Source organism: Aeromonas hydrophila subsp. hydrophila ATCC 7966 (assembly GCF_000014805.1).
In the GTDB taxonomy this organism is placed as follows: Bacteria; Pseudomonadota; Gammaproteobacteria; order Enterobacterales; family Aeromonadaceae; genus Aeromonas; species Aeromonas hydrophila.
The window spans coordinates 4,627,804-4,652,619 of sequence record NC_008570.1; the positions used below are offsets into that span (position 1 = coordinate 4,627,804).

General features: G+C 65.4%; 22 protein-coding genes and 1 pseudogene. 10 read left to right on the forward strand and 13 right to left on the reverse strand.

Annotation, left to right across the window (positions count from 1 at the left end):
* The first annotated feature begins 36 nt into the window (after positions 1–36).
* Genes pseF through AHA_RS21120 form a run of 5 tightly spaced genes read left to right on the forward strand, consistent with a single transcriptional unit; the run spans position 37 to position 4,576 of the window.
* The gene (gene pseF / locus AHA_RS21100; RefSeq protein WP_011707835.1) at positions 37–732 is read left to right on the forward strand and encodes a pseudaminic acid cytidylyltransferase; all 696 of its coding nucleotides are present in this window, start codon (positions 37–39) and stop codon (positions 730–732) included.
* Positions 722–1,978 (forward strand): UDP-2,4-diacetamido-2,4,6-trideoxy-beta-L-altropyranose hydrolase, encoded by a 1,257-nt coding sequence (pseG, locus tag AHA_RS21105; RefSeq protein ID WP_011707836.1) that lies wholly within the window; start codon positions 722–724, stop codon positions 1,976–1,978. Before pseF ends, pseG begins: the two co-directional genes overlap by 11 nt.
* Before the next feature lie 6 nt (positions 1,979–1,984).
* Positions 1,985–3,031, forward strand: a complete 1,047-nt coding sequence (gene pseI / locus AHA_RS21110; RefSeq protein ID WP_011707837.1) for a pseudaminic acid synthase — start codon at positions 1,985–1,987, stop codon at positions 3,029–3,031.
* Positions 3,024–4,319, forward strand: a complete 1,296-nt coding sequence (locus AHA_RS21115; RefSeq protein ID WP_011707838.1) for a motility associated factor glycosyltransferase family protein — start codon at positions 3,024–3,026, stop codon at positions 4,317–4,319. The genes pseI and AHA_RS21115 overlap by 8 nt, the downstream gene beginning before the upstream one ends.
* A complete protein-coding gene (locus AHA_RS21120) occupies positions 4,316–4,576 on the forward strand; it encodes a hypothetical protein (protein ID WP_011707839.1) in 261 nt (86 codons plus the stop codon). The genes AHA_RS21115 and AHA_RS21120 overlap by 4 nt, the downstream gene beginning before the upstream one ends.
* A gap of 117 nt (positions 4,577–4,693) precedes the next feature.
* Here the strand turns inward: AHA_RS21120 and AHA_RS21125 are convergent, their stop codons facing one another.
* The 7 genes from AHA_RS21125 to AHA_RS21155 form a co-directional block, all read right to left on the reverse strand.
* Positions 4,694–6,055, reverse strand: coding sequence for a DUF4910 domain-containing protein (locus AHA_RS21125; protein ID WP_011707841.1), 1,362 nt, complete (start codon positions 6,053–6,055; stop codon positions 4,694–4,696).
* Positions 6,052–6,456 carry a VOC family protein gene (locus tag AHA_RS21130; protein WP_011707842.1) on the reverse strand — a complete coding sequence of 135 codons (405 nt, stop codon included), beginning with the start codon at positions 6,454–6,456 and terminating at the stop codon, positions 6,052–6,054. Before AHA_RS21130 ends, AHA_RS21125 begins: the two co-directional genes overlap by 4 nt.
* Complete coding sequence (locus AHA_RS21135) at positions 6,446–7,210, reverse strand: AAC(3) family N-acetyltransferase (protein ID WP_011707843.1); 765 nt, start codon at positions 7,208–7,210, stop codon at positions 6,446–6,448. Before AHA_RS21135 ends, AHA_RS21130 begins: the two co-directional genes overlap by 11 nt.
* Positions 7,207–7,431 carry an acyl carrier protein gene (locus tag AHA_RS21140; RefSeq protein ID WP_011707844.1) on the reverse strand — a complete coding sequence of 75 codons (225 nt, stop codon included), beginning with the start codon at positions 7,429–7,431 and terminating at the stop codon, positions 7,207–7,209. Before AHA_RS21140 ends, AHA_RS21135 begins: the two co-directional genes overlap by 4 nt.
* A complete protein-coding gene (locus tag AHA_RS21145; RefSeq protein ID WP_164927772.1) occupies positions 7,424–9,106 on the reverse strand; it encodes an HAD-IIIC family phosphatase in 1,683 nt (560 codons plus the stop codon). The genes AHA_RS21140 and AHA_RS21145 overlap by 8 nt, the downstream gene beginning before the upstream one ends.
* Before the next feature lie 97 nt (positions 9,107–9,203).
* Positions 9,204–9,737 (reverse strand): ATP--cob(I)alamin adenosyltransferase, encoded by a 534-nt coding sequence (locus AHA_RS21150; protein ID WP_011707846.1) that lies wholly within the window; start codon positions 9,735–9,737, stop codon positions 9,204–9,206.
* An 87-nt stretch (positions 9,738–9,824) separates the two neighbouring features.
* A complete protein-coding gene (locus AHA_RS21155) occupies positions 9,825–10,967 on the reverse strand; it encodes a DUF5610 domain-containing protein (protein WP_011707847.1) in 1,143 nt (380 codons plus the stop codon).
* Between the two features lie 170 nt (positions 10,968–11,137).
* Here AHA_RS21155 and trmA point away from each other — a divergent pair.
* The 4 genes and pseudogenes from trmA (at position 11,138) to AHA_RS21180 (ending at position 14,898) form a co-directional block, all read left to right on the forward strand.
* A pseudogene (gene trmA / locus AHA_RS21160) lies at positions 11,138–12,364 on the forward strand (tRNA (uridine(54)-C5)-methyltransferase TrmA).
* A gap of 144 nt (positions 12,365–12,508) precedes the next feature.
* Positions 12,509–13,219, forward strand: coding sequence for a two-component system response regulator RstA (rstA, locus tag AHA_RS21170; RefSeq protein WP_042050134.1), 711 nt, complete (start codon positions 12,509–12,511; stop codon positions 13,217–13,219).
* Between the two features lie 116 nt (positions 13,220–13,335).
* Positions 13,336–14,661: a two-component system sensor histidine kinase RstB gene (gene rstB / locus AHA_RS21175; protein WP_011707850.1), complete on the forward strand. Its 1,326-nt coding sequence runs from the start codon at positions 13,336–13,338 to the stop codon at positions 14,659–14,661.
* 54 nt (positions 14,662–14,715) lie between these two features.
* Positions 14,716–14,898 (forward strand): hypothetical protein, encoded by a 183-nt coding sequence (locus AHA_RS21180; RefSeq protein WP_010635722.1) that lies wholly within the window; start codon positions 14,716–14,718, stop codon positions 14,896–14,898.
* Between the two features lie 76 nt (positions 14,899–14,974).
* Here AHA_RS21180 and AHA_RS21185 read toward each other — a convergent pair whose 3' ends face one another.
* The 3 genes from AHA_RS21185 to rpmE form a co-directional block, all read right to left on the reverse strand.
* On the reverse strand, positions 14,975–16,231 hold the full coding sequence (locus AHA_RS21185) for a malic enzyme-like NAD(P)-binding protein (RefSeq protein WP_011707851.1): 1,257 nt from the start codon (positions 16,229–16,231) through the stop codon (positions 14,975–14,977).
* Positions 16,232–16,412: 181 nt separating this feature from the next.
* Positions 16,413–17,846 carry a DUF2867 domain-containing protein gene (locus tag AHA_RS21190; protein WP_049048120.1) on the reverse strand — a complete coding sequence of 478 codons (1,434 nt, stop codon included), beginning with the start codon at positions 17,844–17,846 and terminating at the stop codon, positions 16,413–16,415.
* 167 nt (positions 17,847–18,013) lie between these two features.
* On the reverse strand, positions 18,014–18,229 hold the full coding sequence (rpmE, locus tag AHA_RS21195) for a 50S ribosomal protein L31 (RefSeq protein WP_016352348.1): 216 nt from the start codon (positions 18,227–18,229) through the stop codon (positions 18,014–18,016).
* A 147-nt stretch (positions 18,230–18,376) separates the two neighbouring features.
* Here rpmE and priA point away from each other — a divergent pair, with 147 nt between their 5' ends.
* Positions 18,377–20,584: a primosomal protein N' gene (priA, locus tag AHA_RS21200; RefSeq protein ID WP_011707854.1), complete on the forward strand. Its 2,208-nt coding sequence runs from the start codon at positions 18,377–18,379 to the stop codon at positions 20,582–20,584.
* A gap of 79 nt (positions 20,585–20,663) precedes the next feature.
* Here the strand turns inward: priA and AHA_RS21205 are convergent, their stop codons facing one another.
* The 3 genes from AHA_RS21205 to ilvA all read right to left on the reverse strand — a co-directional run bounded on the left by AHA_RS21205 (position 20,664) and on the right by ilvA (position 24,815).
* Positions 20,664–21,788: a hypothetical protein gene (locus AHA_RS21205; RefSeq protein ID WP_164927773.1), complete on the reverse strand. Its 1,125-nt coding sequence runs from the start codon at positions 21,786–21,788 to the stop codon at positions 20,664–20,666.
* A gap of 152 nt (positions 21,789–21,940) precedes the next feature.
* The gene (ompA, locus tag AHA_RS21210; RefSeq protein ID WP_011707856.1) at positions 21,941–23,047 is read right to left on the reverse strand and encodes a porin OmpA; all 1,107 of its coding nucleotides are present in this window, start codon (positions 23,045–23,047) and stop codon (positions 21,941–21,943) included.
* 247 nt (positions 23,048–23,294) lie between these two features.
* Positions 23,295–24,815: a threonine ammonia-lyase, biosynthetic gene (ilvA, locus tag AHA_RS21215; protein WP_011707857.1), complete on the reverse strand. Its 1,521-nt coding sequence runs from the start codon at positions 24,813–24,815 to the stop codon at positions 23,295–23,297.
* Between the last annotated feature and the right edge of the window lies 1 nt (position 24,816).

Below are 24,816 nucleotides of genomic sequence, written 5' to 3' on the forward strand. Positions count from 1 at the left end.
CGGCGACCACGTCGGGCTCCTCAGGGAGAGAGCATCATGGCCATCGCCATCATCCCGGCACGGGGCGGCAGCAAGCGCATTCCCCGCAAGAACATCCGTCCCTTCTGCGGCTTGCCCATGATTGCCTACGCCATTGAGGCGGCCAGAGACTCGGGCTGTTTCAGTCGGGTGGTGGTCTCCACCGATGACCCGGAGATCGCCGAGGTGGCCCGTCGCCTCGGGGCTGACGTGCCCTTCCTGCGGGGCACCGCGCTGGCCGATGACCATACCGGCACCACCCCTGTGGTGATCGACACCATCCAGCGGCTCGACCAGCTCGGCATCCAGGCAGAGCACTACTGCTGCATCTATGCCACCGTGCCGTTGATCCAGGCTGCCGACCTGCGCGCCGCCCACGCTCGCCTGCTCGCCAGCCAGGCTCCCTTCGTCTACACGGTGGCCGAATTCGGCTTCCCGATCCAGCGGGCGGTACGCATGGACGCGCAAGGCAGGGTCACGCCGTTCTGGCCGGAGCAGATGGCGAAACGCTCCCAGGATCTGGAATCCGCCTATCAGGATGCCGGCCAGTTCTACTGGGGCAGCCGCGCGGCCTGGCTGGGAGGGATCAGCCCGGTGGGAGGAGAAGGGATTGGCCACATACTGCCAAGGCACAGGGTGGTCGACATCGACACGCCGGAAGATTGGCACCTGGCCGAACTGCTCTATCAAGTACTGGCCCAAGATGACGTTTAAAGTTGCCTTCCGGCTCGACGCCGGCGCCGAGATCGGGCTGGGCCACCTGATGCGTTGCCTGGCCATCGCCGATCGGCTGCACGCCGCCGGGGCCGAGTGCCACTTCCTCTGCCACGATCTACCGGCGCACCTGCTGTCGTTGCTGCGGCCCCATCACCATCATCCCCTGAGCGTGCTCGATGACGCCGGCGCCCTGCCCCGCCTGCAGCCCGACTGGCTGATCGTCGACCACTACCGGATTGACCGGCGGCTCGAAACCCAGCTGGCCGCCCACTGCCGCCGCGTGCTGGTAATCGATGATCTGGCCGACCGACCGCACCACTGCCAGCTGCTGCTGGATCAGGGCCCCTTGCGCCGCGCCGCCGATTACCAGCCGCTCACCCCCGCAGATTGCCAGCTGCTGCTGGGCACCGACTATGCCCTGCTGCGCCCCGCCTATCGCCAGCTGGCGCGGCCACACGCCAGTCAGTGGCAACGGGGCCTTGTCTGCTTTGGCGGTGCCGACCCGGCCGGCGCCTGCCTCGTCACCCTCAACAGCCTGGCCCGGCTGCCCTGGGCCCGCACCATCCAGTGGACCCTGGTGGCGGGCGGCGCCAATCCCTTCTGGCCCGAGCTGGAGCAGAGAGTGGCCGAGCTGGCCGACCTCGACCTGGCGCTGCTGCGCCAGAGCGACCAGATGGCCGACCTGATGAGCCGGCACGACTTCGCCATCGGCGCCGCCGGCGGCATGACCTGGGAGCGGGCCTGTCTCGGCCTGCCGACCCTGGCAGTGCCCATCGTCGACAACCAGCAGTTCAACGACCAGGTGATCGCCCGCTTTCAGCTGGCCGAGCGGCTGACCCTGAGCGAGCTGGCCGAGCCTGAGCGGCTGCTGCAGGCTCTGCAACGGCTGGAGCAACAGTCAGACGACTACCGCCGCCGTGGCCAGCAGCAGGTGGACGGGCTGGGGCTGGATCGGCTCACCGCCCGGTTGCTGCAACAATCGGATTATCAGTTGTTACCAGATGGCCAACAGTGGCAACTACGCCATGATGACCAGCCGCTACTCACCCTGACCCTGAGCGGCCAGCAGCTGACATGGCAGGCCACCCGGCCACTTCAGCCCACAGAGTGGCAAGAGCTGGCACATCGCTTGCAGACAATTTTCTCCCAATTTCCCCTCTATCTTGCCGAGCCACCGCAGATAGCGCCCCCTGCCCCCTGGCAGCCGGCGCCGCAAGGCTGGCAACTTGGCACAGGAGTCTGAACACAGATGCAGATCGCCCATCAATCCATCGGCCCGGCGCAGGCTCCCTATGTGATCGCCGAGCTGTCGGCCAACCACAACGGCAACCTGGATCGCGCATTGGCCATCATGACCGCCGCCAAGGAGGCCGGGGCCAGTGCGGTCAAGCTGCAGACCTACCGGCCCGACACCATCACCCTCAACAGCGACAGGCCCGAGTTCCAGATCCATGGCGGCCTCTGGGATGGCCACAACCTGTACGATCTCTACCAGTGGGCACACACCCCCTGGGAATGGCATCAGGCCCTGTTTGCCAAGGGGCGCGAGCTGGGACTGACGGTGTTCAGCAGCCCGTTCGACTTCAGCGCGGTGGATCTGCTGGAATCCCTCGACTGCCCGGCCTACAAGATCGCCTCCTTCGAGCTGGTGGACTTGCCCCTTATCCGCTACGCCGCCCAGACCGGCAAGCCGCTCATCATGTCCACCGGCATGGCGAACGAGGCCGAGATCGCCGCCGCGGTCGAGATGGCGCTCAAGCACGGCAACGGCCAGCTGGCCCTGCTGCACTGCGTCAGCGGCTATCCGGCGCCGGCGGCCGAATACAACCTGCGTACCATCCCCATGTTGCGCCAGCGCTTCGGGGTCGAGGTGGGGCTCTCCGATCACACCCTGGGATCGGCCACGGCCATCGCCGCCACTGCGCTCGGGGCCACCCTCATCGAGAAACACTTCACCCTGGCCCGCGCCGACGGCGGGCCGGATTGCGCCTTCTCCATGGAACCGGCCGAACTCACCGAGCTGGTAGCCTCGGTCAATACCGCTCATGCCGCCCTCGGGGTGGCCGATTACCAGCTCACCGCCAGTGAACAGGGCAACCGTGCGTTTCGCCGCTCCCTCTATCTGGTCAAGGAGATGGCAGCCGGCGAGGTGCTCACCGCAGCGCATATCAAGTCAGTGCGCCCCGCCCTCGGCCTGCCCCCGGCCGATTACGATCGGCTCATCGGCAAGCGGGTCAACCGCAGCCTGAGCGCCAACCAACCGCTGAGCTGGGAGTGGATAGACAACGATGAGTGATGATCTCTTCAACCAGCACGGCAGACTCATCAGCCAGCGCTGGCCCGCCCTCTGGCCCCGCCTGCTGGCACAGGATGTGGAAAGCCTGCCTGCCGAGCTGACCGAGGGGCTCGGCTCCACCCTCAGCCTCCATGGCATCCAGCTCACCAGCCGGCACGATCGGGTGAAAGAGGCCGAACTGCAGGCCGCCAGCCTGCCCGAGCAAGCTGTGCTGCACCTCTACGGCACCGGGCTCGGCGATCTGCCGCGCGCCCTGCTGGGGCGCAGCAGCCTCAAGCGGCTGGAAGTGAAGATCATGAATGGCGCCCTGTTTGCCCTGGTGCTGCGGCTGCTGGACCAGCAGGACTGGCTGACGGATCCCAGGGTCGAGCTGATGATGGCCGGCGACGAGGGGGAGGTGCGGCTGCCCTTCTTCGCCCTGCCGCCCGAGCTGCTGCTGGTGGAGGATGCCGCCGCCCGCATCCGCGACCGGCTGGTGAGTGAAATCGACTTGCCGTTCGCCCGGGCCAGGTTCGACGCCGAGCACCCCGGCGTCACCCGGCGGCTGGCCGAAAACCGTGAACTGGTAGCCGGCGACGGCGATGTGGCGTCCCTGTTCGGTCTGGCCCAGGGCAAGCAGGCCCTGATCGTGGCGAGCGGCCCGACCCTGCAACACAACCTGGCCACCCTGCAGGCCCAGCTGCAGAGTCGTCGGCAGGACTACCTGCTGATTAGCGTCGATACCGCGCTGGCCTTCTTGCTTGGCCACGGCATCCGGCCCGACATCGTCGTCACCATAGATGACGCCATCGACGGCAACCGGCTGCCCGCCGCCCAGTCGGCCCAGACCACCCTGGTCTACTACCCCACGGTTCCCACGGCAGCCCTGCTGGCCTGGCAGGGGCCGCGCAAGACAGCCTACTCCCGCAGCCCCATGTATCAGCCGCTGCGGCAGACGCTCCCCAAGGGCGTGCTGCACTCGGGCGGCAGCGTCATTCATCCCGCCGTGGATCTCGCCGTGCAGATGGGTTGCCGCCAGGTCATCCTGCTGGGCACCGACTTCGCCTTTCCCGGCGAGCTCACCCACTCGGGCTGGGCCGACGGTGCGCTCGGCCCCAGCGCCGCGCTGGCCCTCAGCTGGGCCCTCGACGGCCATGGCCGGCGGGTCAAGACCAATCCGAACTTTTCCGCCTACCGCACCGAGCTCGAGCGCTACATAGCGCGCCACCCCGAGGTGCAGTTCTGGAACTGCAGCAGGGAGGGGGCTGAGATCGCCGGCTGCCACTATCACCCGGAGTACGTGCAATGAAAGACGGCCAGATCACCCGCCTCACCACCCTGGCGCACCAGTTTCGGCTGGGGCAGTCGGTCGCCGCGAGTCAGGCATTGCCGGAACTGCTGCAAGAGGTGCTCACCGAACAGGGCAAGCTGCCACCCGGACTGGTAGCCGCCCTGCTGCAGTGCCAGGAACGCCAGGACTGGCTGGGACTGGCCGACTACCTCGAATATGAAGTGGTGCACTGCCTGTCGACCCCGGCCGGCGCCCCCCCCACAGGAGACCATTGATGATCAAGGCCATGTCCAACGCCTCCGAGTAGGAGTTGTCACGCCGCCAGACCTTCAGCGAGCTGCTGCACGCCAGCCCGCTGCCCGCGGCCGAGCTGGTGATTACCCAGAGCCGGCCTATCTGGTGATCGAGTAGTCCGGTTGCGGGCTGAGGCGACGCAGCAGCCCGGCCTCCAGCAGCATCCGCGCCAGCGGCTCCACCCGCCAGAACGGCGCTCCTATGGTCTCGGCGATCTCGAACAGGGTCAGCTTGCCGTCGCTGTAGGCCAGCAGATTCATCATCTCCCGCACCTGCCAGCCCGAATAGCGGGTCGACAAATCCGGGTAGAGCCCCCGCTTGCCGAGCTGGGGTTCGCCCAGCACGGTGACCTCGCAGCGCTCGTCCAGCTCCAGACATTCGATAGCACGGCGCAGCGCCATGAAGCCGCCCGCCAGACCGGCCGGCGTCACCAGTGAGAGGTCATCGAGCGAGGTGTGGTATTCGGCATAACAGCCATATCGGCTGCGCATCACCGAGGTGACCGGTAGATCGATGCCGGGGGCGCACAGCTGACGCTCGTTGGAGCCTCGCTCCAGGAAGCTGTAAGCCTTGTAACCCGGCGCCAGGTGGCCAAGCACATGCCGACCGATGCGATCGGCCAGGCTGTTGCCCTGGCGGGAAGGGAGGAAGGAGTAGCTGCGCTCATCGCCCAGGCAGGTCAGGTTGAAGCCGGCCAGGGTGTGCTGCTTGAGGTGGTCCAGATGGCGGGAGAGGTAGACGATGGCCCCCAGGGTTTCGGGCACCAGCATCAATCGATAGCTGTAACGGCGCTTTGGCAGGGAGGCCAGCCAGGCCATCAGGAAGACGCCGACACAGGGGCCGGAAAGCTCGTTGTTGGCCATGGAGGGGTGACAGGTGTAGCTCGACAGCAGGATCTCCTGCTCGCTCTCCCCCGGTAACACCCAGTCGCCATAGGTGAGCGAGCCCGGTGCCAGGGTGGCATCGATCACCACCTGATATTCTCCCTCCGGCAGCGCCTCACGCAGCCGATGGGGCAGACAGAAGCCCCAGCGGCGCTTGTAATAGGAGGTCACATAGGGAATGGCGTCCGGCTGCTCGGGCAGAGAGTGAAGATGGGGCTGCAGCTCGGCCAGTGAGAGGGTGCAGCGCACCGGCTCCGAGTAACCGACCAGATGCAGGTTGTGATCCTGGAAGTCCACCACCCTGCGTCCATCCGGCCCCACTATGTAGGCCTCCCGCACGTTCCACTCGTCAGGCACGGTCCAGTCGAAGCACTCGGTGCCGCTGGCCACTTCATGGATCTGCAGCTCGGGCAGGCAGTGCTCGCGCCACAGGGCCAGCGACTGCCGTACCCCGTCCCCGGTCAGGCTGCGGTTGAGCGGAAACAGCAGGGTGAGCAGTCGATGCAGTTGCTCACCGACTTGTGCCTGGTCGTCCCAGTCAGTGGGCAGATAGCCACTCTTGGGTGAAAAACTCATGGGGTGGATGCCTCGATCAATTCGACAATGTGGCCAAGGGGGCTCAGGAAAAACTGGACGTGGGCGCCGCCAAACGCGATGGCAGGCTGGCTGGGCCCGAGGGGCAGGTGGCGCTGTGTGCGCAGCCGTTCGGCGCTCTCCTGCAGGTTGCTCACCCGATAGGCAAGGTGGTTGATGACGTTGCGCCGGGTCTTGAGCACCTGGGCGACCGGGCTCTCTTCGCCGGCCGGGGCGACCAGCTCGTAGCAGAGGCCATGGTCGTCATGCACGAACTGCACCCAGACCCGTTGCAGCGGATCTTCCACCGCAACCGAGAAGCGGCTCAGCCCCAGCACGTCGCGGCAATAGGCCACACCGCTAGCCAGGTCCGGCACCACCAGTCCGATGTGATCAAACTGCATGGGGTTCTCCTCCCGCCCGGATCAGGGCGTATGGGGCCGCCGCCAGCAACTCGCTGGCAGCCAGGATGAAGTCGCGGCACGACACCGCCCAGACCGGCACCCGCTGGCACAGCGTCTGGCGCCAGGCACCCCGCTCCTGCAGCAGGGCCACCAGTCGGGAGAGGTCGATTTCGCTGGCCAGCGACAGGTCGCGCACATAGTAATCCGCCTGCCACTCCCGCACGCGGCCATCGACGCGCACCTGGCCCGCAAACATCTTGTGATAGCGATAAGAGACGGCCAGCCGCTGCTCCACGTAGTGGGTGAAGGTGATGCGGTCGGGGTGGCAACCCAGCCCCAGCAGCCAGCCATCCTGCTCCGCCAGCCAGCCGAACGGGCTCTCCTGACCGAAACAGTCGTGACACTCCCGCTCGACCAGCGCAGGCCCCTGCGGGCCGCTGATCGCCATGCTGAAGACGGGATCCCGCGTGCGCACCACCCCTTCACGCTGGCGGAACAGCTCCGTCATCAAGCCCACCTTGCTCGGGGTCTGCGCGGGGTCGAAGCACTCGTCCGCCATCGGGCTGTAACTGAAGGTCGGCACCAGCAGGTGTCCGCCCAGCCACTGCTCGAGGCATGTCCAGAAGGCCGCGATACCCGCGGCGTTGCCCATGCCGGCAAACTGGGCCACCACCATGGCATCCGAGTGCACCATCAGGGCGCCGCCTCTGGGGATCCCCAGCTCGGTCAGCGCCTGCTCGAGTGCCTGTTTCACACGGCAACCCCTTTGCGCAGCAGGGCTTGCTGAATGTCGGCCAGACTCTTCAACTCGGCCAGCTCGTGCGGCTCGAACCGCACGGCATAGTGCTGTTCCACCAGCAACAGCAGGTTGAAGTGACCCAGAGAATCCCACTCGGGAAAACTGTCGAGGGCAGACTGCGCATTGACGCTGGCCTGGGGGAACTGCTGGTGTGCCAGCGCGATAAGGTCATTCATTGGCATAGAACTCCAAAAACGGGAGAGAAAGAGAGCAGAGATCCAGACTGAGGAACAGCTCGTCCGCCAGCGGCAGCAACCCCGCTGGAGTGGTTATCGGCCGGGTTGGCAGGCTCGCCAGAAAATCCCGTGCCGGCTGGTTGCGGGTGGTGGCAATCAGGCTGATGACCAGCTCGGTTACGCCTTGCGCCCGCAGATGGTTTGCCAGTTGCGCCAGCAGCCAGTATTCAAAGCCGCGCCCCAGTACCCGGCAGCTGATGGCCAGGGTATCCAGCAGCGCCCTGCCCTCCTCGAGCGGGCGCACCACCAGCAGCGCCGTCATGCCGTGATCGGCGAATCGGTCTCGCAGGCCGGCCAGCCAGACATCGCCCCCCTCGGCGGCCAGCCGGGCCAGTTCCGCCGCCTGATAACGGCGGCCGGAGAGGTTGAACTGATTGGTCTTCTGGCTGAGCTGTTCGGCTCGCAACTGGTTGCCCGGCGAGAGCGGCTGCCAGTCGGCCTGCAGCGCCAATTGCCGCAGGAAGACGTGCTCGTCGCCCAGTTGCCGGCGCACTGCCTCGGCCTCGGCCTGGGCCTGATAGGAGTGCTGCCGCAGGCCGTCATCCCGGCTCTGGTGGCGACTGCACAGAGCTGGCAGCGTCAGCAGGGCATCCGGCCAGCTCCAGAGATCGGCCGGCGGGGTCATCACCATCACCTCGGGGCAGTTGGCCCGCACCTCGGCCCGCTCCAGCTCGCTGTCATCCCAGAAGACCAGGCTGTCCAGCCCGACATTGAGGCGGGCGGCCAGCCGCCGCAGCCCCTGGGATTTGGGCTCCCAGCCGATTTCGGCGGCGGCGATCTGCGCTCGTGTCAGCACCATGCCCGGATGCTCGTCAAACAGCCGCCACACATCGTCCGCCAGATTCTTGGAGCAGAGCGCCAGCACTATGCCCTGCCCGTGCCAATGGCTGGCCGCCTGCTGGAAGGCCTGGTAGAGCCGGCCCATCCCGTCCTGTCCCAGCAGGACGCCGCCGACACCGTCTTCGCCGACCACGCCGCCCCACAGGGTATTGTCGCAGTCGAGCACCAGCACCTTGTGGGCGGGTTGCTGCAACCGCTGCAGCAAGGGGAGAATCCACTGCGCCAGGCTGGCCAGACCGGCCATGGAGAAGGGGCAGGACATCAGATAGAGGTTGCGCCGATCGAAGCAGTGCTGGCGGCCATGCTGTTGCAGCCAGAGCGGCAGGTGCAGGTCGTCCAGGCCGGGTTGCTGCAGGCGCAGGCGGGCCATCTGCTGCTCGAACGCACTGGCCAGCGCGGCGAGCACGGCAGGGGCCGGGCCATAGACACAGAGCGGGGCATGGCTGCAGGCCCCCACCAGCAGATGATCCTGCGGGCGGCGCTGCAGATACTGCAACAGAGGCTGGCAGAGCGCGTCGACGAAGGCGGCAACCGCCAGCTGCTGATCGTCCTGCGCCAGACGGCCCCACTCCTGCAGGGTCCGGGCAGGCACCAGATCTTCCCACAGCCAGATGATGATGTGGGTCCCGGCCGCGGCATCGACGCTCTGGTGCATCAGGGTCTGCAACCACTGGCCGTGGGGGGCCACCTGCACTTCGCCGTATTCAGCCAGGGGTCGCCAGGCGAGATTGCCCGGCATCAAGAACGAACTGCCACTGAGATGAAGCATGGTCATCACCTTCCCCACTGCGCTACCGGAACCATCCCGGCGACCGACAAATGGGATGATCGTGTTTGATCTTCATGAAAAACAAAAGCTTTTTTGGCCGTATTCAGTAGTTGATGCTGACGTAGGGTACCTCGTCCACCTGCCACAGCTGCTTGAGGTAGACGGTCAGCACGAAGAAGAAGTTGGCCAGCAGGTTGGCGAACCGATAGAGGATGGGATCGAAGCGCACTCCGCTCTCTTCCAGCCGCACCAGCAGCCGCACCACCTTCTTGCTGCCGCAGCGGCACAGGTGCAGGGTCGGGATCGGCTGCGGCCCTTGCGGCAGCACGAAACCGGTGACCCGGCCGCGGCTCGCCTCGTTGTAGTGATCGTAACGCCCCTTCAGCCACGCCAGATCCTCCTCGAAGATGCCGAGCCTGCCGCGCACCGAGCCGTTGAGGTTGTAGATAAGCCGCTGCAGCGCCGCGAGATCCGCCTGCATGGGCGCAATCTCGGCCTCCGGAGCAAGGTGTGACAATACGGCGCCCACCTGACAGCAGAGCTCGTCGGTGGCGATCTCGTAGTCACACTGGAACTGGGTTTCGAAGATGAAGGGGTAGCAAAGCTCGCGCTTGTCTCTGGGCTTTTTCGGGTTCATGGGCTGGCCGGATCGGGAAAAAGGCCAGTTTGCCAGCCCCCGCAGGAGCTGGCAAACAGCCGGTCATGGTCCTCGATTCGAAACGGTTCAGACGCTCTTGCTGCTGGCATCCGTCGCCGGCTGGAACTGGCCGATCATCCGCAGCGCATCCAGCATCCGCTGGTTGAAGCTGGTGAAACTGCCCACCTGGGCCGGATCGCTCTGGCCACGGGCCGCCAGCACCGCCGGCGTCAGCGCCTGCTGCTGGGATGCAGGCAGCAGAGAATCCGCCTGCTGCTGCACCTGATCCAGCTTGGGCAGGTAGTCGGCCAGCGGCTTGAGCATCTCCTGCAGGGAGTGCGCCCCCTGATAGGTCTGGCTCAGCTTGAGACTCTGCTTGAGCTTGAGCGAATAGGAGGCCAGCTGGCTGTCATCCAGCTTCAGTTCGCCCGCCTTCTTCAACAGGTCGTCGAAATTGCCGGAGAAGAAGTTGCCGGCCAGATCGTCGATCCCCTTGACCAGCTTGCCGATGGAGTCCATCTCCTCGCTGCTCAGGTTGCCCTCCAGCGAGAAGCTGAAGCTCTGGCTCGACTTGAGGCTGAACTGGCTGCCGCTGTCATCCTTCTGGGACTTGGTCTGCCAGCTGTCGTTGAAGCGCAGCACCACCTTGTCGCCATCCTTGGTCTGGATCTCCAGCGAACCCTGCTGGCGACTGGCCATTTCGGCCTGCCCCATGTCGGTGGTGGAGACCTTGCCGAAGAACTCCTTCTCGAACTGATCGAGCCCCTCCTGGATCAGCTTGTAGCTCTGATCCATGCCGGTCTTGATGTCGGAATTGTCCGCCCAGTCGCCGAGCTGCTTCCTGGCATCGCCAAAGCCCTTGTCCACCCCCTTGCGAGCCTGCTCCATCATGCCGGTCAGGCTGTCGTCCGACTTGCCGTCGGCCCGGGCAGCCCCCAGCCGGCCGGTGACGAACTGCAGCACGTTGTCGGCCACCGACTGAAAGTCGAACAGGGTATCCGGGGTCACCGCCTCCGGCTGATCCTGTGCCTTGGGCGCCTTGTAGCCCTGACCATTGATCTCCAGCGCGAACTGCAGCGCCTGCTGCACCAGCACCTGCGCCCATTTCGGCGCCTTGTGCAACGAGACTTCGTCCTCGTTGTTTACCGGCTTCGAGTCCGCCTGCTGGGGCGATTTGGGAGCAACACCCACTCCCTTGGGTTGGGCCGCGCCCACTCCGTCGATCTGCATAATGTGTCCTCCCACCATGCCTGTAGATCAGCTATCGGCCTGACTGAACACTTCTTGACCACAAAATACTGGACAATCTGCGGCGGCCTTTTAAAATCGGGCCCCTTTGGGTGGCTGCAGGCTTCCCCCGATTTCGACCCGGCCAGACCGGTGTGCATGTGAGGTAAATCATGACCCAATCCCAGCAGGTTTCCGCCGACCCGGCGCCCCTTCGAACCCCGGCCGACTACCAGGCCCAGCTCGACGAGAAGCGCGAGCGCCTCTGCGGGTTGTTTGCCGACTTCACCCTGCCTGCGCTGGAAGTGCACGCCTCCCCCGCCGAACACTACCGGATGCGCGCCGAGTTTCGCATCTGGCACGACGGTGACGACCTGTACCACTGCATGTATGCGCCGGCTACCAAGGAGATCATCCGGGTCGACCAGTTCCCCACCGCCAGCCGCCTCATCAACCAGCTGATGCCGGTACTGCTGGAGGGGCTGCGCCCGCACCCCGTGCTGCGCCGCAAGCTGTTCCAGATCGACTACCTCTCCACCCAGTCCGGCCAGATCTGCGTCAGCCTGCTCTACCATCGCAAGCTGGAGAGCGAGTGGCAGCAGGCCGCCGAAGCGCTGCAGGCCGACCTGCGGGCCAAGGGGTTCGAGCTGCAGCTGATTGGCCGCGCCCACAAGCAGAAGATCTGCCTGGGGGAGGAGTTCGTCATCGAGCGGCTGACCGTGCAGGGCCGCCAGCTGGTCTACAAGCAGGTGGAAAACAGCTTCACCCAGCCCAACGCCGCCATCAACGAACAGATGCTGGGCTGGGCGCTGGACGTGACCAAGGGGAGCGAAGGCGACCTGCTGGAGCTCTACTGCGGCAACGGCAACTTCTCCATCGCCCTGGCGCAGAACTTCCGCAAGGTGCTGGCCACCGAGATCGCCAAGCCGAGCGTGGACTCCGCCCAGTTCAACATCGCCGCCAACGGCGTCGACAACCTGATCATCCTGCGCATGTCGGCCGAAGAGTTCACCATGGCGATGCGCGGCGAGCGGGAGTTCAACCGCCTCAAGGGGGTCGATCTGGGCGCTTACCAGTGCAACACCATCTTCGTCGACCCGCCCCGGGCCGGCCTCGACGACGCCACCGTCAAGCTGGTGCAAGATTACGACAACATCCTCTACATCTCCTGCAACCCCGAGACCCTGCAGGCCAACATGGCGGTGCTCGGCGAAACCCACGAGATCGCCCGCTTCGCCCTGTTCGATCAGTTCCCCTGGACTCACCATATGGAAGCCGGGGTCTATCTCAAGCGCAAAGCGGGTTGATGTCACAGGGGAAATCGCTTCGCCCTGTTCGATCAGTTCCCCTGGACTCACCACATGGAAGCCGGCGTCTATCTCAAGCGCAAGGCGGGTTGATGCCACCGGGGCACAGCTCCCCTCTCGACCAGCAAGACAGGGCCCGCGGGCCCTGTTTGATTATTTAACCCTGTGCATGGGGCGGCCGGAGCCGCTATGCTGGCGGCACGCGCATCCGCGCCACAGTCTGGGTGTCATGCCACCATGCAACGCATTCTTTTTGTTGAAGATGATCCCGAGATAGGCCAGCTCATCAGCAGCTGGCTGGCCCGCCACGACATGGAAGTGCTGCTGGAGCCGAGGGGCGATCTGGCGCTGGCCAGGGTCGAGGCCGAGCAGCCGGACCTGGTGCTGCTCGACATCATGCTGCCGGGTCAAGATGGTCTCTCCCTGTGCCGGGATCTGCGCCCGCGCTTTGCCGGCCCCATCGTCATGCTCACCTCGCTGGACAGCGACATGAACCAGATCCTGAGCCTGGAGCTGGGCGCCAACGACTACATCCTCAAGACCACGCCGCCCCCCGTGCTGCTGGCCCGGCTGCGGGTCCAGTTCCGCCAGCAGGGGCAACAGGCTCCGCAGCCCGTGGTCGCCGGCACGCCGCCCCAGCGCCTGCAGTTCGGCCGATTGCAGATCGACGGGCCGGGCCGGGACGTGCGCCTCGACGGCGACAGCATTCCGCTCTCCACCGCCGATTTCGATCTCCTGTGGGAACTGGCCTGCCACGCCGGCCAGATCCTGGGGCGGGAAGCGCTGTTTCGCAGCCTGCGCGGTCGCGACTACGACGGCCAGGATCGCAGCATGGACGTGGCCATCTCCCGCTTGCGCCGCAAGCTGGGGGACGATACCAGCAACCCGACCCGCATCAAGACGGTGCGCCAGAAGGGCTACCTGCTGGTGCCCCACGCCTGGGAATAAGCCCCGCCGAATGACCTTGATGCTCTCTGCTCCCTTCTCCCCTTGCGGGAGAAGGGTTGGGGATGAGGGGGCAACAAGGCAATGCCCAGACGCAATCCAGGCAAGAGGAGAACCCAATGCGCCGCCTGTTTATCCAGTTCTATCTGCTGCTGATCGGCTGTTTCACCCTGGCCATCCTGCTGGTCGGCATGGTCTATCAGGTCACCGCCGAGCGGGCAGGAGATCGCTATCTGGAGCGGATGATGCAGGGCTCCCTCGGCCTGCTCACCGGCGAGCTGGCCCGCTTGCCGCCGGAACACTGGCCCGCCCGCATGGCGGAGCAGAGCCGCCAGCTCACCCTGCCGCTACAGATCGGCGCCCTCGCCAACCAGCCGTTGGCCAACGAGGATCAGGCCTTCCTGGAGGCCGGCAACATCGTCATCGTCGAGGAGGATGACACCTTCCTGCAGCGCATTCCGGGCACCGATCAGGTGCTGATCGTCGGCCCCGTGCCCTATCTCTCCTACCTGCACGAGCTGCACTGGGTCGATGTGGGGCTGCTGCTGGTCATCGGTCTCTCGCTGGGGCTGCCGATCCTGCTCTGGCTGCGTCCGCACTGGCGCGGCCTGCAGCAGCTCGAACAGACCGCCCGCCGGGTCGGTGACGGCGATCTCTCCTGCCGCACCCGCTTGCCGCCCGGCAGCAGCCTGAGCAGGGTCGGCCGCACCTTCGACCAGATGACCGAGCAGCTGCAGGCCATGCTGGCCAGCCGCAAGCAGCTGACCGACGCCATCGCCCACGAGCTGCGCACCCCGCTGGTGCGGCTGCGCTACCGGCTCGCCATGCTGGATCCGGCGCCCTCGGCCGAGGAGCAGCAGGGGCTGGAGCGGGATCTCGGCGCGCTGGACGCCCTCATCGAGGAGATGCTCACCTACGCCAGGCTCGATCGCCCCGAGCTGCCACTGCAGTGCAGCGAGCTGGAGCTCGGCAGCTGGGCCGGCAGCCGCCTCGCCGACTGGCAGGCGCTGCGGCCGGACAAGCGGCTCGACTTAGTGCGCCCGGCCATGGCCCTGCCCTGGCGCGGCGATACTCGCCTGCTGGATCGGGCGCTGGAGAACCTCATCGGCAACGCCCTGCGCCACGCCGCCGGCCGGGTGACCCTCAGCATGGCGCGTCAGCAGGATCACTATCTGCTGGAGGTGGCCGACGACGGCGCCGGTATCGATCCGGCGCTGGCGCCGCAGATCTTCGAGCCCTTCGTGCGGCTGGATAAGAGCCGCGACCGACGCACCGGCGGCGCCGGGCTGGGGCTGGCCATCGTGCGCAGCATCGCCCGCCACCACGGCGGCGAGGTGCAACTGCTGCCAAGCAGCAGCGGTGCCCGTTTCTGCCTGATGCTGCCTGTACATTTGGATACAAACCGTCACCAGTCACTCACTGAACCGCAGGTCGAACAGCCCTAGGATGAAGTCATGGAGAAACGCTCCATGTCATCAACCCGAATGAGGAACTGGAATATGAACAAGCTGATCCCCCTGAGCCTGGCTGCTGTCTTCGCCCTGACCTCCGGCTTCACCATGGCTGCCACCCCGACCAAGGCTGCCGCTCCCCAGGCTACCCAGACCAAGGTCGTGAAAAAACACCACAAGGCTGCCCACGCCAAGGCGCCGGCCGTCAAGGTTGCTCCCAAGACCAAGTAATCGACCAACAAGCTTCCCGTAATAAAAAGGGGCCCCGACATGGGGCCCCTTCTGTTTTCTGCGCGCTTGCCTTGGCTCAGCCCAGCATATAGTCCGCCGGCAGGGCGATGCGGGCCACCCCGGACTCCACCGCCGCCAGTGCCACGGCACGGGCGACGCGCGGCAGCAGACGGGCATCCATCGGCTTGGGAATGACGTAGTCCTTGCCGAAGGCCAGCTCGCTGACGCCGGCGGCGGTCAGCACCTCGGCCGGTACCGGCTCTTTGGCCAGACCACGGATCGCCTCGACCGCGGCGATCTTCATGGCATCGTTGATGCGGCTGGCACGGGCGTCGAGGGCGCCACGGAAAATGAAGGGGAAGCAGAGCACGTTGTTGATCTGGTTCGGATAGTCGGAACGACCGGTGCCCATGATGAGATCCCTGCGCACTGCATGAGCCAGCGCCGGCTTGATCTCGGGATCCGGGTTGGAGCAGGCGAAGATCACCGGGTTGGGCGCCATCAGCGCCACCGCCTCGGCGGGCAGCACATCCGGGCCGGAGACACCGACGAACACGTCCGCCCCGTCGATCACTTCCATCAGGGTGCGCAGGGGGGTGTCATTGGCGAAGCGCTGCTTGTACTGGTTGAGATCGGTGCGACCGCTGTGGATGACGCCCTGACGATCCAGCATGAAGATGTTGTGGGGCTTGGCACCACACTTGATCAGCAGCTCCATGCAGGCGGTGGCGGCAGCCCCGGCGCCCATGCAGACGATGCGGCTGTCACCAATCTGCTTGCCCTGCACTTCCAGCGCGTTGAGCAGGCCGGCGGCGGTGACGATGGCAGTACCGTGCTGATCATCGTGGAACACCGGGATGTCGCAGCGCTCGATCAGCGCCTGCTCGATCTCGAAGCACTCGGGGGCCTTGATGTCTTCCAGGTTGATGCCGCCGAAGGTGTCGGCGATGGCAGCAACGGTGTCGATGAACTGCGCGCTGGTCTCGTGCTTCACTTCGATGTCGATGGCGTCGATGCCGGCAAAGCGCTTGAACAGCAGGGCCTTGCCCTCCATCACCGGCTTGGAGGCCAGCGGACCCAGATTGCCCAGCCCCAGGATGGCGGTGCCGTTGGAGATGACGGCCACCAGGTTGCCCTTGCCGGTGTAGCGGTAGGCATCGGCCGGGTTGGCGGCGATCTCGCGCACCGGCTCGGCAACGCCCGGGCTGTAGGCCAGCGCCAGATCGCGGGCGGTCTCGGCGGGCTTGGTGAGGGCGATGGCGATTTTGCCCGGCACGGGCTGGGCGTGGTAATCGAGTGCTTGTTGACGAAGATCGTGACGCTGATCGGACATGGGGGACCCCGATACGGTAGTGAATTGAGTGGTGCATTGGCTCGCCCACAGGCGAGGGCTGGGGATCATAAAGAAAACCATCGGGCTTTCACAGAGGAAAGTATCGTCACCCAGCCACTGACAAGCCAGTAATTAGCATGTCATACCAACCAAGAATACCCATTTAGTTATAGATATGGTTTCACCCCATCACCGGAATGCCGGCTTTCGCCTCCGCCTGTCTGGCGATCGCCTCCGTCATGCCCTGGAAGATGAAGAGGTGGAACGGCAGCATGGCGAGCCAGTAGGCCAGCCCCCAGGCCCCCTGTGGATGCCAGTGGGCCGTCACCTTGAGCCGGGTCAGCCCCGACTCTTCCGGCAGTATGTTGAACTCCAGCCGGCCGACGCCGGGGGCTCGCATGTTGAACAGCAGATCCAGCCTGCGCCCCTCGTCCACCCCGAGGATCTGCCAGGAGTCCAGCATGTCCCCCTTCACGAAGCGATCCGGGTTGGTGCGACCGCGGGTCAGCGCCGGGCCGCCGATCAGATGATCCATCCATTCGCGCACCACCCACAGCTGGTTCATGTAGAAGTAGCGCTGCTCGCCCCCCAGCTGCTGCAGCACCTGCCACACCACCTCCGGCGAGGCGAGGCAGATGGCATCGCCGCTGGCGGTGCGGTCATAGAAGCCGTACTCGGGGTGGCGCCAGCGCAGGCCGAGCGGGGTCTCCTCCCCCTGCTGCTCGGCGCCCAGCTGCTGCTCCAGAGAGAGGCTCTCGGCCAGCGCCTCGTCGAAGCTGAGCAGGGTTTGCGGCAGCAGGGCCCGCAGCGGGCCGTCGTCGGCCGGGATGTCGTGCTTGAGGCCGCCCACCAGCGCCTTGGCCACCGGCTGCGGCACCGAGGTGACAAACTGCAGCCACCAGGCGGAGAGGCGCGGGCTGAGAAACGGCAGCGGGATAATGGGGCAGCGCTTGCCGATGTGGGCGGCGAACTTCTGCAACTGCTGCTGATAGCTGAGCAGCTCGGGACCGGCGGCGTTGAAGATCTGGCCGTCCACCCCTTCAGCCTCCACCAGCCCGCCCAGATAGTGCAGCAGGTTCGAGAGCGCAATGGGCGGCGTGCGCGAGCGCACCCACTTAGGTGTCACCATCATCGGCAGGTTGAACACCAGATCCCGCATCACCTCAAACGCCGCCGAGCCGGGCCCTATGATGATGCCGGCGCGCAGCTCCACCGTCGGCACGCCGGCGCCCCGAAACAGCTCGCCGCAATAACGGCGGGAGTTGAGGTGGCGACTGTTGCACTGCGCCGGCTGGATGGCGCCCAGATAGATGATGCGGCGCACCCCGGCGGCGCGGGCGGCGGCGGCGAAGTTCTTCACCCCCTGCTGCTCCAGCCGGTGGAAGTCGGCTCCCGCCCCCATGGCGTGCACCAGATAGAAGACGGTGTCGATGCCGGCCAGGGCGGGCAGCAATGTGATCGGCTTGAGGCTGTCGGCAAGACGAAACTCCACCCCGGGTGGCAGACGGCAGGGGCGCCGCGCCCCGGCAATCACCCGATAACCCAGTTCTTGCAGATGGGGCACCAGGTAAGAACCTATGTAGCCCGCCGCCCCCATCACCAGACAATCACGCATCTGCACACTCCCTGTCTTGCCCATGTTACCGCCCCTCATCTTCGCCCCTGCTCCCTCGCAGGGAGAAAGGAGAGTCCCACCATAGGGCAAAGCGGGCCGTTACAGAACGCCGACCAATAAAAAAGGCGCCCATTGGGCGCCTTTTTCAGAATTCTTCAGAAGTAGAATTACTTCTTGGTGGTCATCGCACCGAAACGCTTGTTGAACTTGTCTACGCGGCCGCCGCTAGAAACTTCTTTCTGCTTGCCGGTATAGAACGGGTGGCACTCGGAGCACACGTCCAGGTTCAGATCTTTACCCAGGGTAGAGAAGGTGTTGATGACGTTACCGCAAGAGCACTTGGCGGTGATGGCTACGTAGTCAGGATGGATACCAGCTTTCATGGACAACCTCAATTATCAGGCCGTGTCGCTATCCGATCTTCTGTCGGACACCACACGATTGTTGAACACAGTTTCAAAGGCTGCGAATAATATAGGAAATGCCTGAGTTCAGGCAAGTGGCTTCGCAGAAAAAATAGGCAATCTCTGGTGAATTCTTCCCAAACGCTGGATCTGGTTCGTGTGGCTGTGCCGGTGCCGTTACGCCGTCACTTCGACTATCTCTCCCCCCTGCCTTTGCCTGCCCCCGGCTGCCGGGTCGAGATCCCGTTCGGCCCGCAAACCCTGGTCGGGCTGGTGGTGGATCACCCGGCCGACAGCCAGGTGCCGTGCAACAAGCTCAAGCCGATCAAACGCGTGCTTGATAGCGCCCCCGTGCTGGGGCCCGACATTCTGGCGCTGATGGCCTGGAGCGCCAGCTACTACCAGCACCCGCTGGGGGAGGTACTGCCCCACGCCCTGCCGGTGCTGGTGCGCAAGGGGGAGCCCGCCGCCTACCGCGAGCTGGAATTCTGGTTTGCCACCGAGGCCGGCATGGCGGTCGATCTCAACGAGCTCAAGCGGGCGGCCAAGCAGCAGCAGGCGCTCGCCCTGCTGCGCAAGGGGCCGCAGACCCCCTCCGCCCTCAAGCAGGAGGAGATCCAGAGTGCTGCGCTCACCGCGCTGGAGAAGAAGGGGCTGCTGGAGAAGCGTTCGCTGGAGCCGAGCCACGACGGCGACTGGGTCGCCCGCTTCGAGCCTGGCGAGGGGCTGCGTCTCAACGGCGAACAGGCGCTGGCGGTCTCCGCCATCACCAGCCAGAGCGACCAGTTTGGCGCCTTCCTGCTGGATGGCATCACCGGCTCCGGCAAGACCGAGGTTTACCTGAGCATCCTCGAGCCCCTGCTCAAGGCAGGCAAGCAGGCACTGGTGATGGTGCCCGAGATCGGCCTCACTCCGCAGACCATCAACCGCTTCCGGCGCCGCTTCAACGTGCCGGTGGTGGCGATGAACTCCGCCATGAACGATCGGGAGCGGCTCGACGCCTGGCTGGCCTGCCGTGACGGCGGCGCGGCCATCCTGATCGGCACCCGTTCTGCGGTGTTCACCCCGTTTCACAACCTCGGCATCATCATCATCGACGAGGAGCACGACGGCTCCTTCAAGCAGCAGGACGGTTTTCGCTACCATGCGCGGGATCTGGCGGTGATGCGGGCCCATCGCGCCGGCATTCCCATCCTGCTGGGCTCGGCCACCCCGTCGCTGGAGACATTGCACAACGCCCGCAGTGGCAAGTATCACCATCTCACCCTGACTCGCCGCGCCGGCAATGCCCAGACTGCCCGCCAGGTGATCCTGGACATCAAGAACGTGCGGCTGCAGGCCGGGCTCTCCCCCCAGCTGGAACAGCTGATGGCGGAACATCTGGCGGCGGGCAATCAGGTGATGCTGTTTCTTAACCGCCGTGGCTATGCTCCGGCTCTGATTTGCCACCAGTGCGGCTGGAGCGCCGCCTGCGAGCGTTGTGACGCCTGGTACACCTGGCACCAGGCCGGACGGCGGCTGCACTGCCACCACTGCGACAGCGTGCGCCCGCTGCCCCACCACTGCCCCGAGTGTGGCAGCAACGAGCTCATCGGTTCAGGTGTGGGTACCGAACAGCTGGAACAGCTGCTCGGCACCGTGTTTCCGCACTATCCGGTGGTGCGCATCGATCGGGACAACACCCGTCGCAAGGGAGAGCTGGAGACCCACCTCGGTGACATCAAGGCGGGCAAGTACAAGATCCTGATCGGCACCCAGATGCTGGCCAAGGGCCACCACTTCCCGGATGTGACGTTGGTCGGGCTGCTGGATGTGGATGGCGCGCTATTCAGTGCCGATTTTCGCGCCGCCGAGAAGCTGGCCCAGCTCTACACCCAGGTGGCGGGCCGTGCCGGCCGCGCCAGCAAGCCGGGGCTGGTGGTGCTGCAGAGCCACCATCCCGAACACGCTCTGCTGCAGGATCTGACCCAGAACGGCTATGGCCACTTCGCCGACACGGCGCTGAAAGAGCGCCGCCTGCTGGGGCTGCCACCGTTCAGCTATCAGGGGCTGTTTCGGGCCGAGGCCAATGGCCGCGACGAGGTACAGCTGTTCCTCAGCCGCCTCGCCGATACCCTGCGCAGCGCCCGTTATCCCCATGTTCAGGTGCTCGGGCCCATCAGCGGCTTCATGGAGCGCAAGGCGGGCAAGTTCCGCATGCAGTTGCTGGTGCAGGGGCCAAACCGGGCACCACTGGCCCAGCTACTGGACTGGGCGGTGAAGGAGCTGGAGGGGTGGCCAGAGACCAAGCGGGTACGCTGGAGCCTCGACATCGACCCCACCGAGCTGAACTGAGTCAGGCTCTAGTAGCTGATGGTGAAGCGGCCGCTGGCGCGCTTCGTCAGCGACCGGGTTTGCCATGCGAGTGCAGGGGTCAGACCCGCAGGTCGACCTGCTGCACCCAGCCTCCCTTGCCTTGCTCGGTCACATAGAGACCGGACTGGCGCAGCACCCCCTGATTGCCGCTTTCCCCCAGATGGTTAAAGGGGGTGTCGAGGGGATGCAGCAGGATGGCGCCGATCCCCAGCTCCACCAGGGCGATGGGGGACTGTTCCGGCTGCCAGAACTGCAGCGCCGAGAACTGGCTGTCCCGCTCGTCCAGCACCCCGTTGCCATCCTCATCCAGGGTCGCCAGCTCGCCAAAACCGTTGCCGGAACGGGCCCCAAACAGCTCGCCGCCATCATCTATGGTGCCGTTGCCATTGCGATCCAGAGCCACGAAGCCGCTCCCTTCACTCAGGCCGGGCAGGCTGTCCGCCTTGCCATCCTGATCGATGTCGAAATTGACCCGGGCGTCGGTCAGGCCGGCTATCTTGCCGTCCAGGCTGAGCACCAGCGGATCCTTGAGGGCATTGAGGGTGGTGCGACGCTGGCTGATGTCGAGCTGGCGCCAGTCCAGCACAAAACCGAGATCCAGCTGCAAGGTCTGGCCATCCTGGGTCTGCAAGTTCGCCGCAGCCACCACGTTGAGCTGCTCTTTTTGCAGCAGGCTGTCGGTCACCTCCACCAGCTGATCCGGCTCGGCGGCGGGCGGGGTCCCCTCACCCGTCGGCGCGGGGACTCCCTCCGCGCTCTGGTCGGCCGGTTTGATCGGGCCCGGCAGCTCTATCTCGTGGCCCAGCATCGCCTCGATCATCAGCTTGATGAGCCGCTGGCGGTTGTCGAGCCCGTCGTTGGGAATGCCATCCTGTTCGCCCTTGTCGGTCTCGGCAGGCTTGGTTGGCGCAGGTGTGGGGGCCGCTGGCACCGGGCTGGCAGCAGTGCGGCTGGCCATCTGCAGCGTCAGCAGGCTGCTGCGGGTGAAGGTGAGCTGGCTGCCACCGGCAGCCGCTGGCGTCGAGTCCGCCGGCGCCGTGGCTGGGGACTGCGCCTGGCTGGCAGCCGGCACGGGGCCGAGCCGGCGCACCTTGCGGGACTGCGCCTGTTGCTGCTGGTATTGTACCTCCCCCTGGAGGTCGTAGTGATCGATGCGCATATCTTCGCCCTCGGCGCCATACATCTGGTCAGTTATCGACCATCTGCCGAAGGGGGCTTAACACCGATTGGCTATATCAGGAGGCTGCGGCATCGGCATCTGCACATAACCGCCCCCGCTGGCGGCAATGAAAAGGGAGGCTTGAGCCTCCCTTGTCGTTCATGTTGTCACCGTGGTCATTGCACCGGTTGGGAAACCCCTTCCAGCCGCACTTCCACCCGCCGATCCGGTGCCAGACAGGCGATCAGCGCCGGTTTGGAGCCGCTGCTGCAGTTGTTGCCGGTGATCGGAGAGGACTTGCCGCGCCCCTCGACCCGCACCTTGTCGGCAAACAGTCCCTTGGCGATCAGGTAGTCGGCGACGCTGCGGGCACGCTGCTCGGAGAGCGCCTGGTTGTAGGCGTCGGAGCCGATGCGATCGGTGTGGCCGATCACGGTCGCCACCCCGTCTTTCGGATTGGCCGCCACGATCTGGCTGAACAGGTTGTCGAGCGCCTGGCTGGCAGCCGGCTTCAGGGTCGCCTTGTTGAATTCGAACAGTACGTCCGAGCTCAGGCTGAAGGTCTTGGGCACCACCACCACGGCGGGAGCAGGCGCCGCAGCCGGGGCCGGTGCGGGCGCCGCCACTTCGCCGCCCTGCTGGCCGAAGCGATAGATCATGGCAAACGCCAGCATGCCGTTGTCCATCTCGATGCCGGAACGATCGAGGGAGGTATCCCCGAGCGGGGTGGTGTACTGGTATTCGAGGCGGGCGGCCCAGTCACGGTCGATGGCGTATTCGGCCCCCAGCGCCCCGACGAACACGGCGCCATGCTTGTTGCCGGTATCCTTGATGAAGTCGGTAGCCGTCTGGGCCGACAGTTCGCTGTTGGTCCAGGCGTAACCACCGCCGATCCGGCCATAGAGATCCAGCGCATCGTTGACCGGGAACCCTATCTTCATGGTGGTCTGGATCATCTGGCTCTTGGCTTCCCCTTCCACCCTCACCCCGCTCAATTCGCCGGACGAGGTGTACTTGCCGAACCAGTCATAACCGAATTCGAAGCCCAGGTTGGGGTTGAGCTGATAGCCGGCAAAGGCGCCCAGCCCGAGCGTATCCTTGCTGGTGCTGGTGTTCTGCAGCGCCCCCAGGGTGTCGGAGACGACCTGCTTCTGATCCACGTCGAAGAACTTGGACCAGCCGGCCTTGCCGCCGGCGTACCAGGTGTTGTCCTGAGCGGCAGCCTGCACGGCCCCGCTGACGAGCAGGCCGCTGACCAGCACGGCAAGTATCGATTTGTTCATGGTGAAAGCCTCTGCAATGAGTCGTGATGGGCGCTCTTGCGCCTCTCTTCCCTGATGGGGCAAACCCGGCCCCGTCCATCAGGTTATCCCATCTGTTGCCAGCCTCAAATGACTTGGGACTCAAGAGTGTGAAGCACCCGGCATTCCCGGCAGGAAAACGCCCCATGCAGGGGGTATCCGCGGATGTGCCGGCCAGCGCCATGAAAAAGGGAGGCCGATGGCCTCCCTCTTGCTGCTTGCAACGCACCTAGCTGGCCAGAAACAGCCGGTAGGCGGGGTCGTCACTCACCTCTTTCCAGCCGTAGCCAATCTCGTGCAGGTAGTCGTGGAAGGCGGCCACGTCCTCGTCCGGCAGCTCGAAAGCACAGAGCACCCGGCCGTAGTCGGCGCCGTGGTTGCGATAGTGGAACAGGCTGATGTTCCAGCGACAACCCAGGGTCTCCAGAAAGCGCATCAGGGCGCCCGGCTGCTCCGGAAACTTGAAGCTGTAGAGGCGTTCACCGAGGGGCCGGGCCGGGCGGCCGCCAATCATGTAGCGCACGTGGTTCTTGGCCAGCTCGCTCTCGGTCATGTTGACCACCGGATAGCCGTTGCCACCGAGCTGATCGATGATCTGGCCCAGCTCCTCGTCACCGCCGGTGAGGCGCACCGAGACGAACAGCGACGCCTGCTCGGCATCCGCATAGCGATAGTTGAACTCGGTCACCATGCGCGGCCCGAGCTGACGGCAGAAGTCGAGGAAGGCCCCCTTGCGCTCGGGGATGGTCACCGCCAGCATGCCCTCGCGCTTCTCGCCGATCTCGCAGCGCTCCGACACGTAGCGCAGGCTGTGGAAGTTGACGTTGGCGCCGGACAAAATGGCCGCCATCCGCCCCCCTTTCACCTGCTCCCGCTCGCTGTAGGCCTTGAGGCCGGCCAGCGACAGGGCCCCCGACGGCTCGGCGATGGCACGGCAGTCGTCGAAGATGTCTTTCAGCGCGGCGCAGATCTGGTCGTTGGAGACGGTCACCACCTCATCCAGATACTGGTTGCACAGGCGGAAGGTCTCCTCGCCGATGCGCTTGACCGCCACCCCGTCCGCAAACAGCGAGACCCGTTCCAGATTGACCGGCTCGCCGGCCGCCAGCGCGGCCTTGAGGCAGGCGGAGCCCTCCGCCTCCACCCCGATCACCTTCACATCCGGCAGCAGCTGCTTGATATAGACCGCCACCCCGGCAGCCAGGCCGCCGCCGCCCACCGGCACGAACACGTGGGTGAGGTGGGTATCCTGCTCCAGCAGCTCCTTGCCGATGGTGCCCTGCCCGGCGATCACCTCGACGTCGTCAAACGGCGGGATCAGGGTGTAGCCCTCCAACTCGGCGAGGCGGCGGCTCTCGCCGTACGCCTCGTCGAAGCTGTTGCCAAACAGCATGACGTTGCCGCCCTGACGGCGCACCGCGTCGATCTTGATGTCCGGCGTGGTCTTGGGCATCACGATGATCGCCTTGATACCGAGCTTGGCGGCCGACAGGGCGACCCCCTGGGCGTGGTTGCCAGCAGAGGCGGCGATGACGCCGCGCGCCTTCTGCTCCTCGGTCAGGGTGGCGATCTTGTGGTAGGCGCCGCGCAGCTTGAAGGAGTGGACCGGTTGCAGGTCCTCCCGCTTCAGGCTGACGTGATTGCCGAGCCGCTCGGAGAGTTTCTTCAGGGTTTGCAGGGGGGTGACCCGTGCCGCCTCATAGACGGGAGAGAGCAACACCTTGCGTAGATAATCCGCCGCAGAAACCATG

Bases quoted from the DNA above. Each gene is read 5' to 3' on its own strand.
- pseF (WP_011707835.1), top strand. From the start codon at position 37: ATGGCCATCGCCATCATCCCGGCACGGGGCGGCAGCAAGCGCATTCCC.
- pseG (WP_011707836.1), top strand. From the start codon at position 722: ATGACGTTTAAAGTTGCCTTCCGGCTCGACGCCGGCGCCGAGATCGGG.
- pseI (WP_011707837.1), top strand. From the start codon at position 1,985: ATGCAGATCGCCCATCAATCCATCGGCCCGGCGCAGGCTCCCTATGTG.
- AHA_RS21115 (WP_011707838.1), top strand. From the start codon at position 3,024: ATGAGTGATGATCTCTTCAACCAGCACGGCAGACTCATCAGCCAGCGC.
- AHA_RS21120 (WP_011707839.1), top strand. From the start codon at position 4,316: ATGAAAGACGGCCAGATCACCCGCCTCACCACCCTGGCGCACCAGTTT.
- AHA_RS21125 (WP_011707841.1), bottom strand. From the start codon at position 6,055: ATGAGTTTTTCACCCAAGAGTGGCTATCTGCCCACTGACTGGGACGAC.
- AHA_RS21130 (WP_011707842.1), bottom strand. From the start codon at position 6,456: ATGCAGTTTGATCACATCGGACTGGTGGTGCCGGACCTGGCTAGCGGT.
- AHA_RS21140 (WP_011707844.1), bottom strand. From the start codon at position 7,431: ATGAATGACCTTATCGCGCTGGCACACCAGCAGTTCCCCCAGGCCAGC.
- AHA_RS21145 (WP_164927772.1), bottom strand. From the start codon at position 9,106: ATGACCATGCTTCATCTCAGTGGCAGTTCGTTCTTGATGCCGGGCAAT.
- AHA_RS21150 (WP_011707846.1), bottom strand. From the start codon at position 9,737: ATGAACCCGAAAAAGCCCAGAGACAAGCGCGAGCTTTGCTACCCCTTC.
- AHA_RS21155 (WP_011707847.1), bottom strand. From the start codon at position 10,967: ATGCAGATCGACGGAGTGGGCGCGGCCCAACCCAAGGGAGTGGGTGTT.
- rstA (WP_042050134.1), top strand. From the start codon at position 12,509: ATGCAACGCATTCTTTTTGTTGAAGATGATCCCGAGATAGGCCAGCTC.
- rstB (WP_011707850.1), top strand. From the start codon at position 13,336: ATGCGCCGCCTGTTTATCCAGTTCTATCTGCTGCTGATCGGCTGTTTC.
- AHA_RS21180 (WP_010635722.1), top strand. From the start codon at position 14,716: ATGAACAAGCTGATCCCCCTGAGCCTGGCTGCTGTCTTCGCCCTGACC.
- AHA_RS21185 (WP_011707851.1), bottom strand. From the start codon at position 16,231: ATGTCCGATCAGCGTCACGATCTTCGTCAACAAGCACTCGATTACCAC.
- AHA_RS21190 (WP_049048120.1), bottom strand. From the start codon at position 17,846: ATGCGTGATTGTCTGGTGATGGGGGCGGCGGGCTACATAGGTTCTTAC.
- rpmE (WP_016352348.1), bottom strand. From the start codon at position 18,229: ATGAAAGCTGGTATCCATCCTGACTACGTAGCCATCACCGCCAAGTGC.
- AHA_RS21205 (WP_164927773.1), bottom strand. From the start codon at position 21,788: ATGTATGGCGCCGAGGGCGAAGATATGCGCATCGATCACTACGACCTC.
- ompA (WP_011707856.1), bottom strand. From the start codon at position 23,047: ATGAACAAATCGATACTTGCCGTGCTGGTCAGCGGCCTGCTCGTCAGC.
- ilvA (WP_011707857.1), bottom strand. From the start codon at position 24,815: ATGGTTTCTGCGGCGGATTATCTACGCAAGGTGTTGCTCTCTCCCGTC.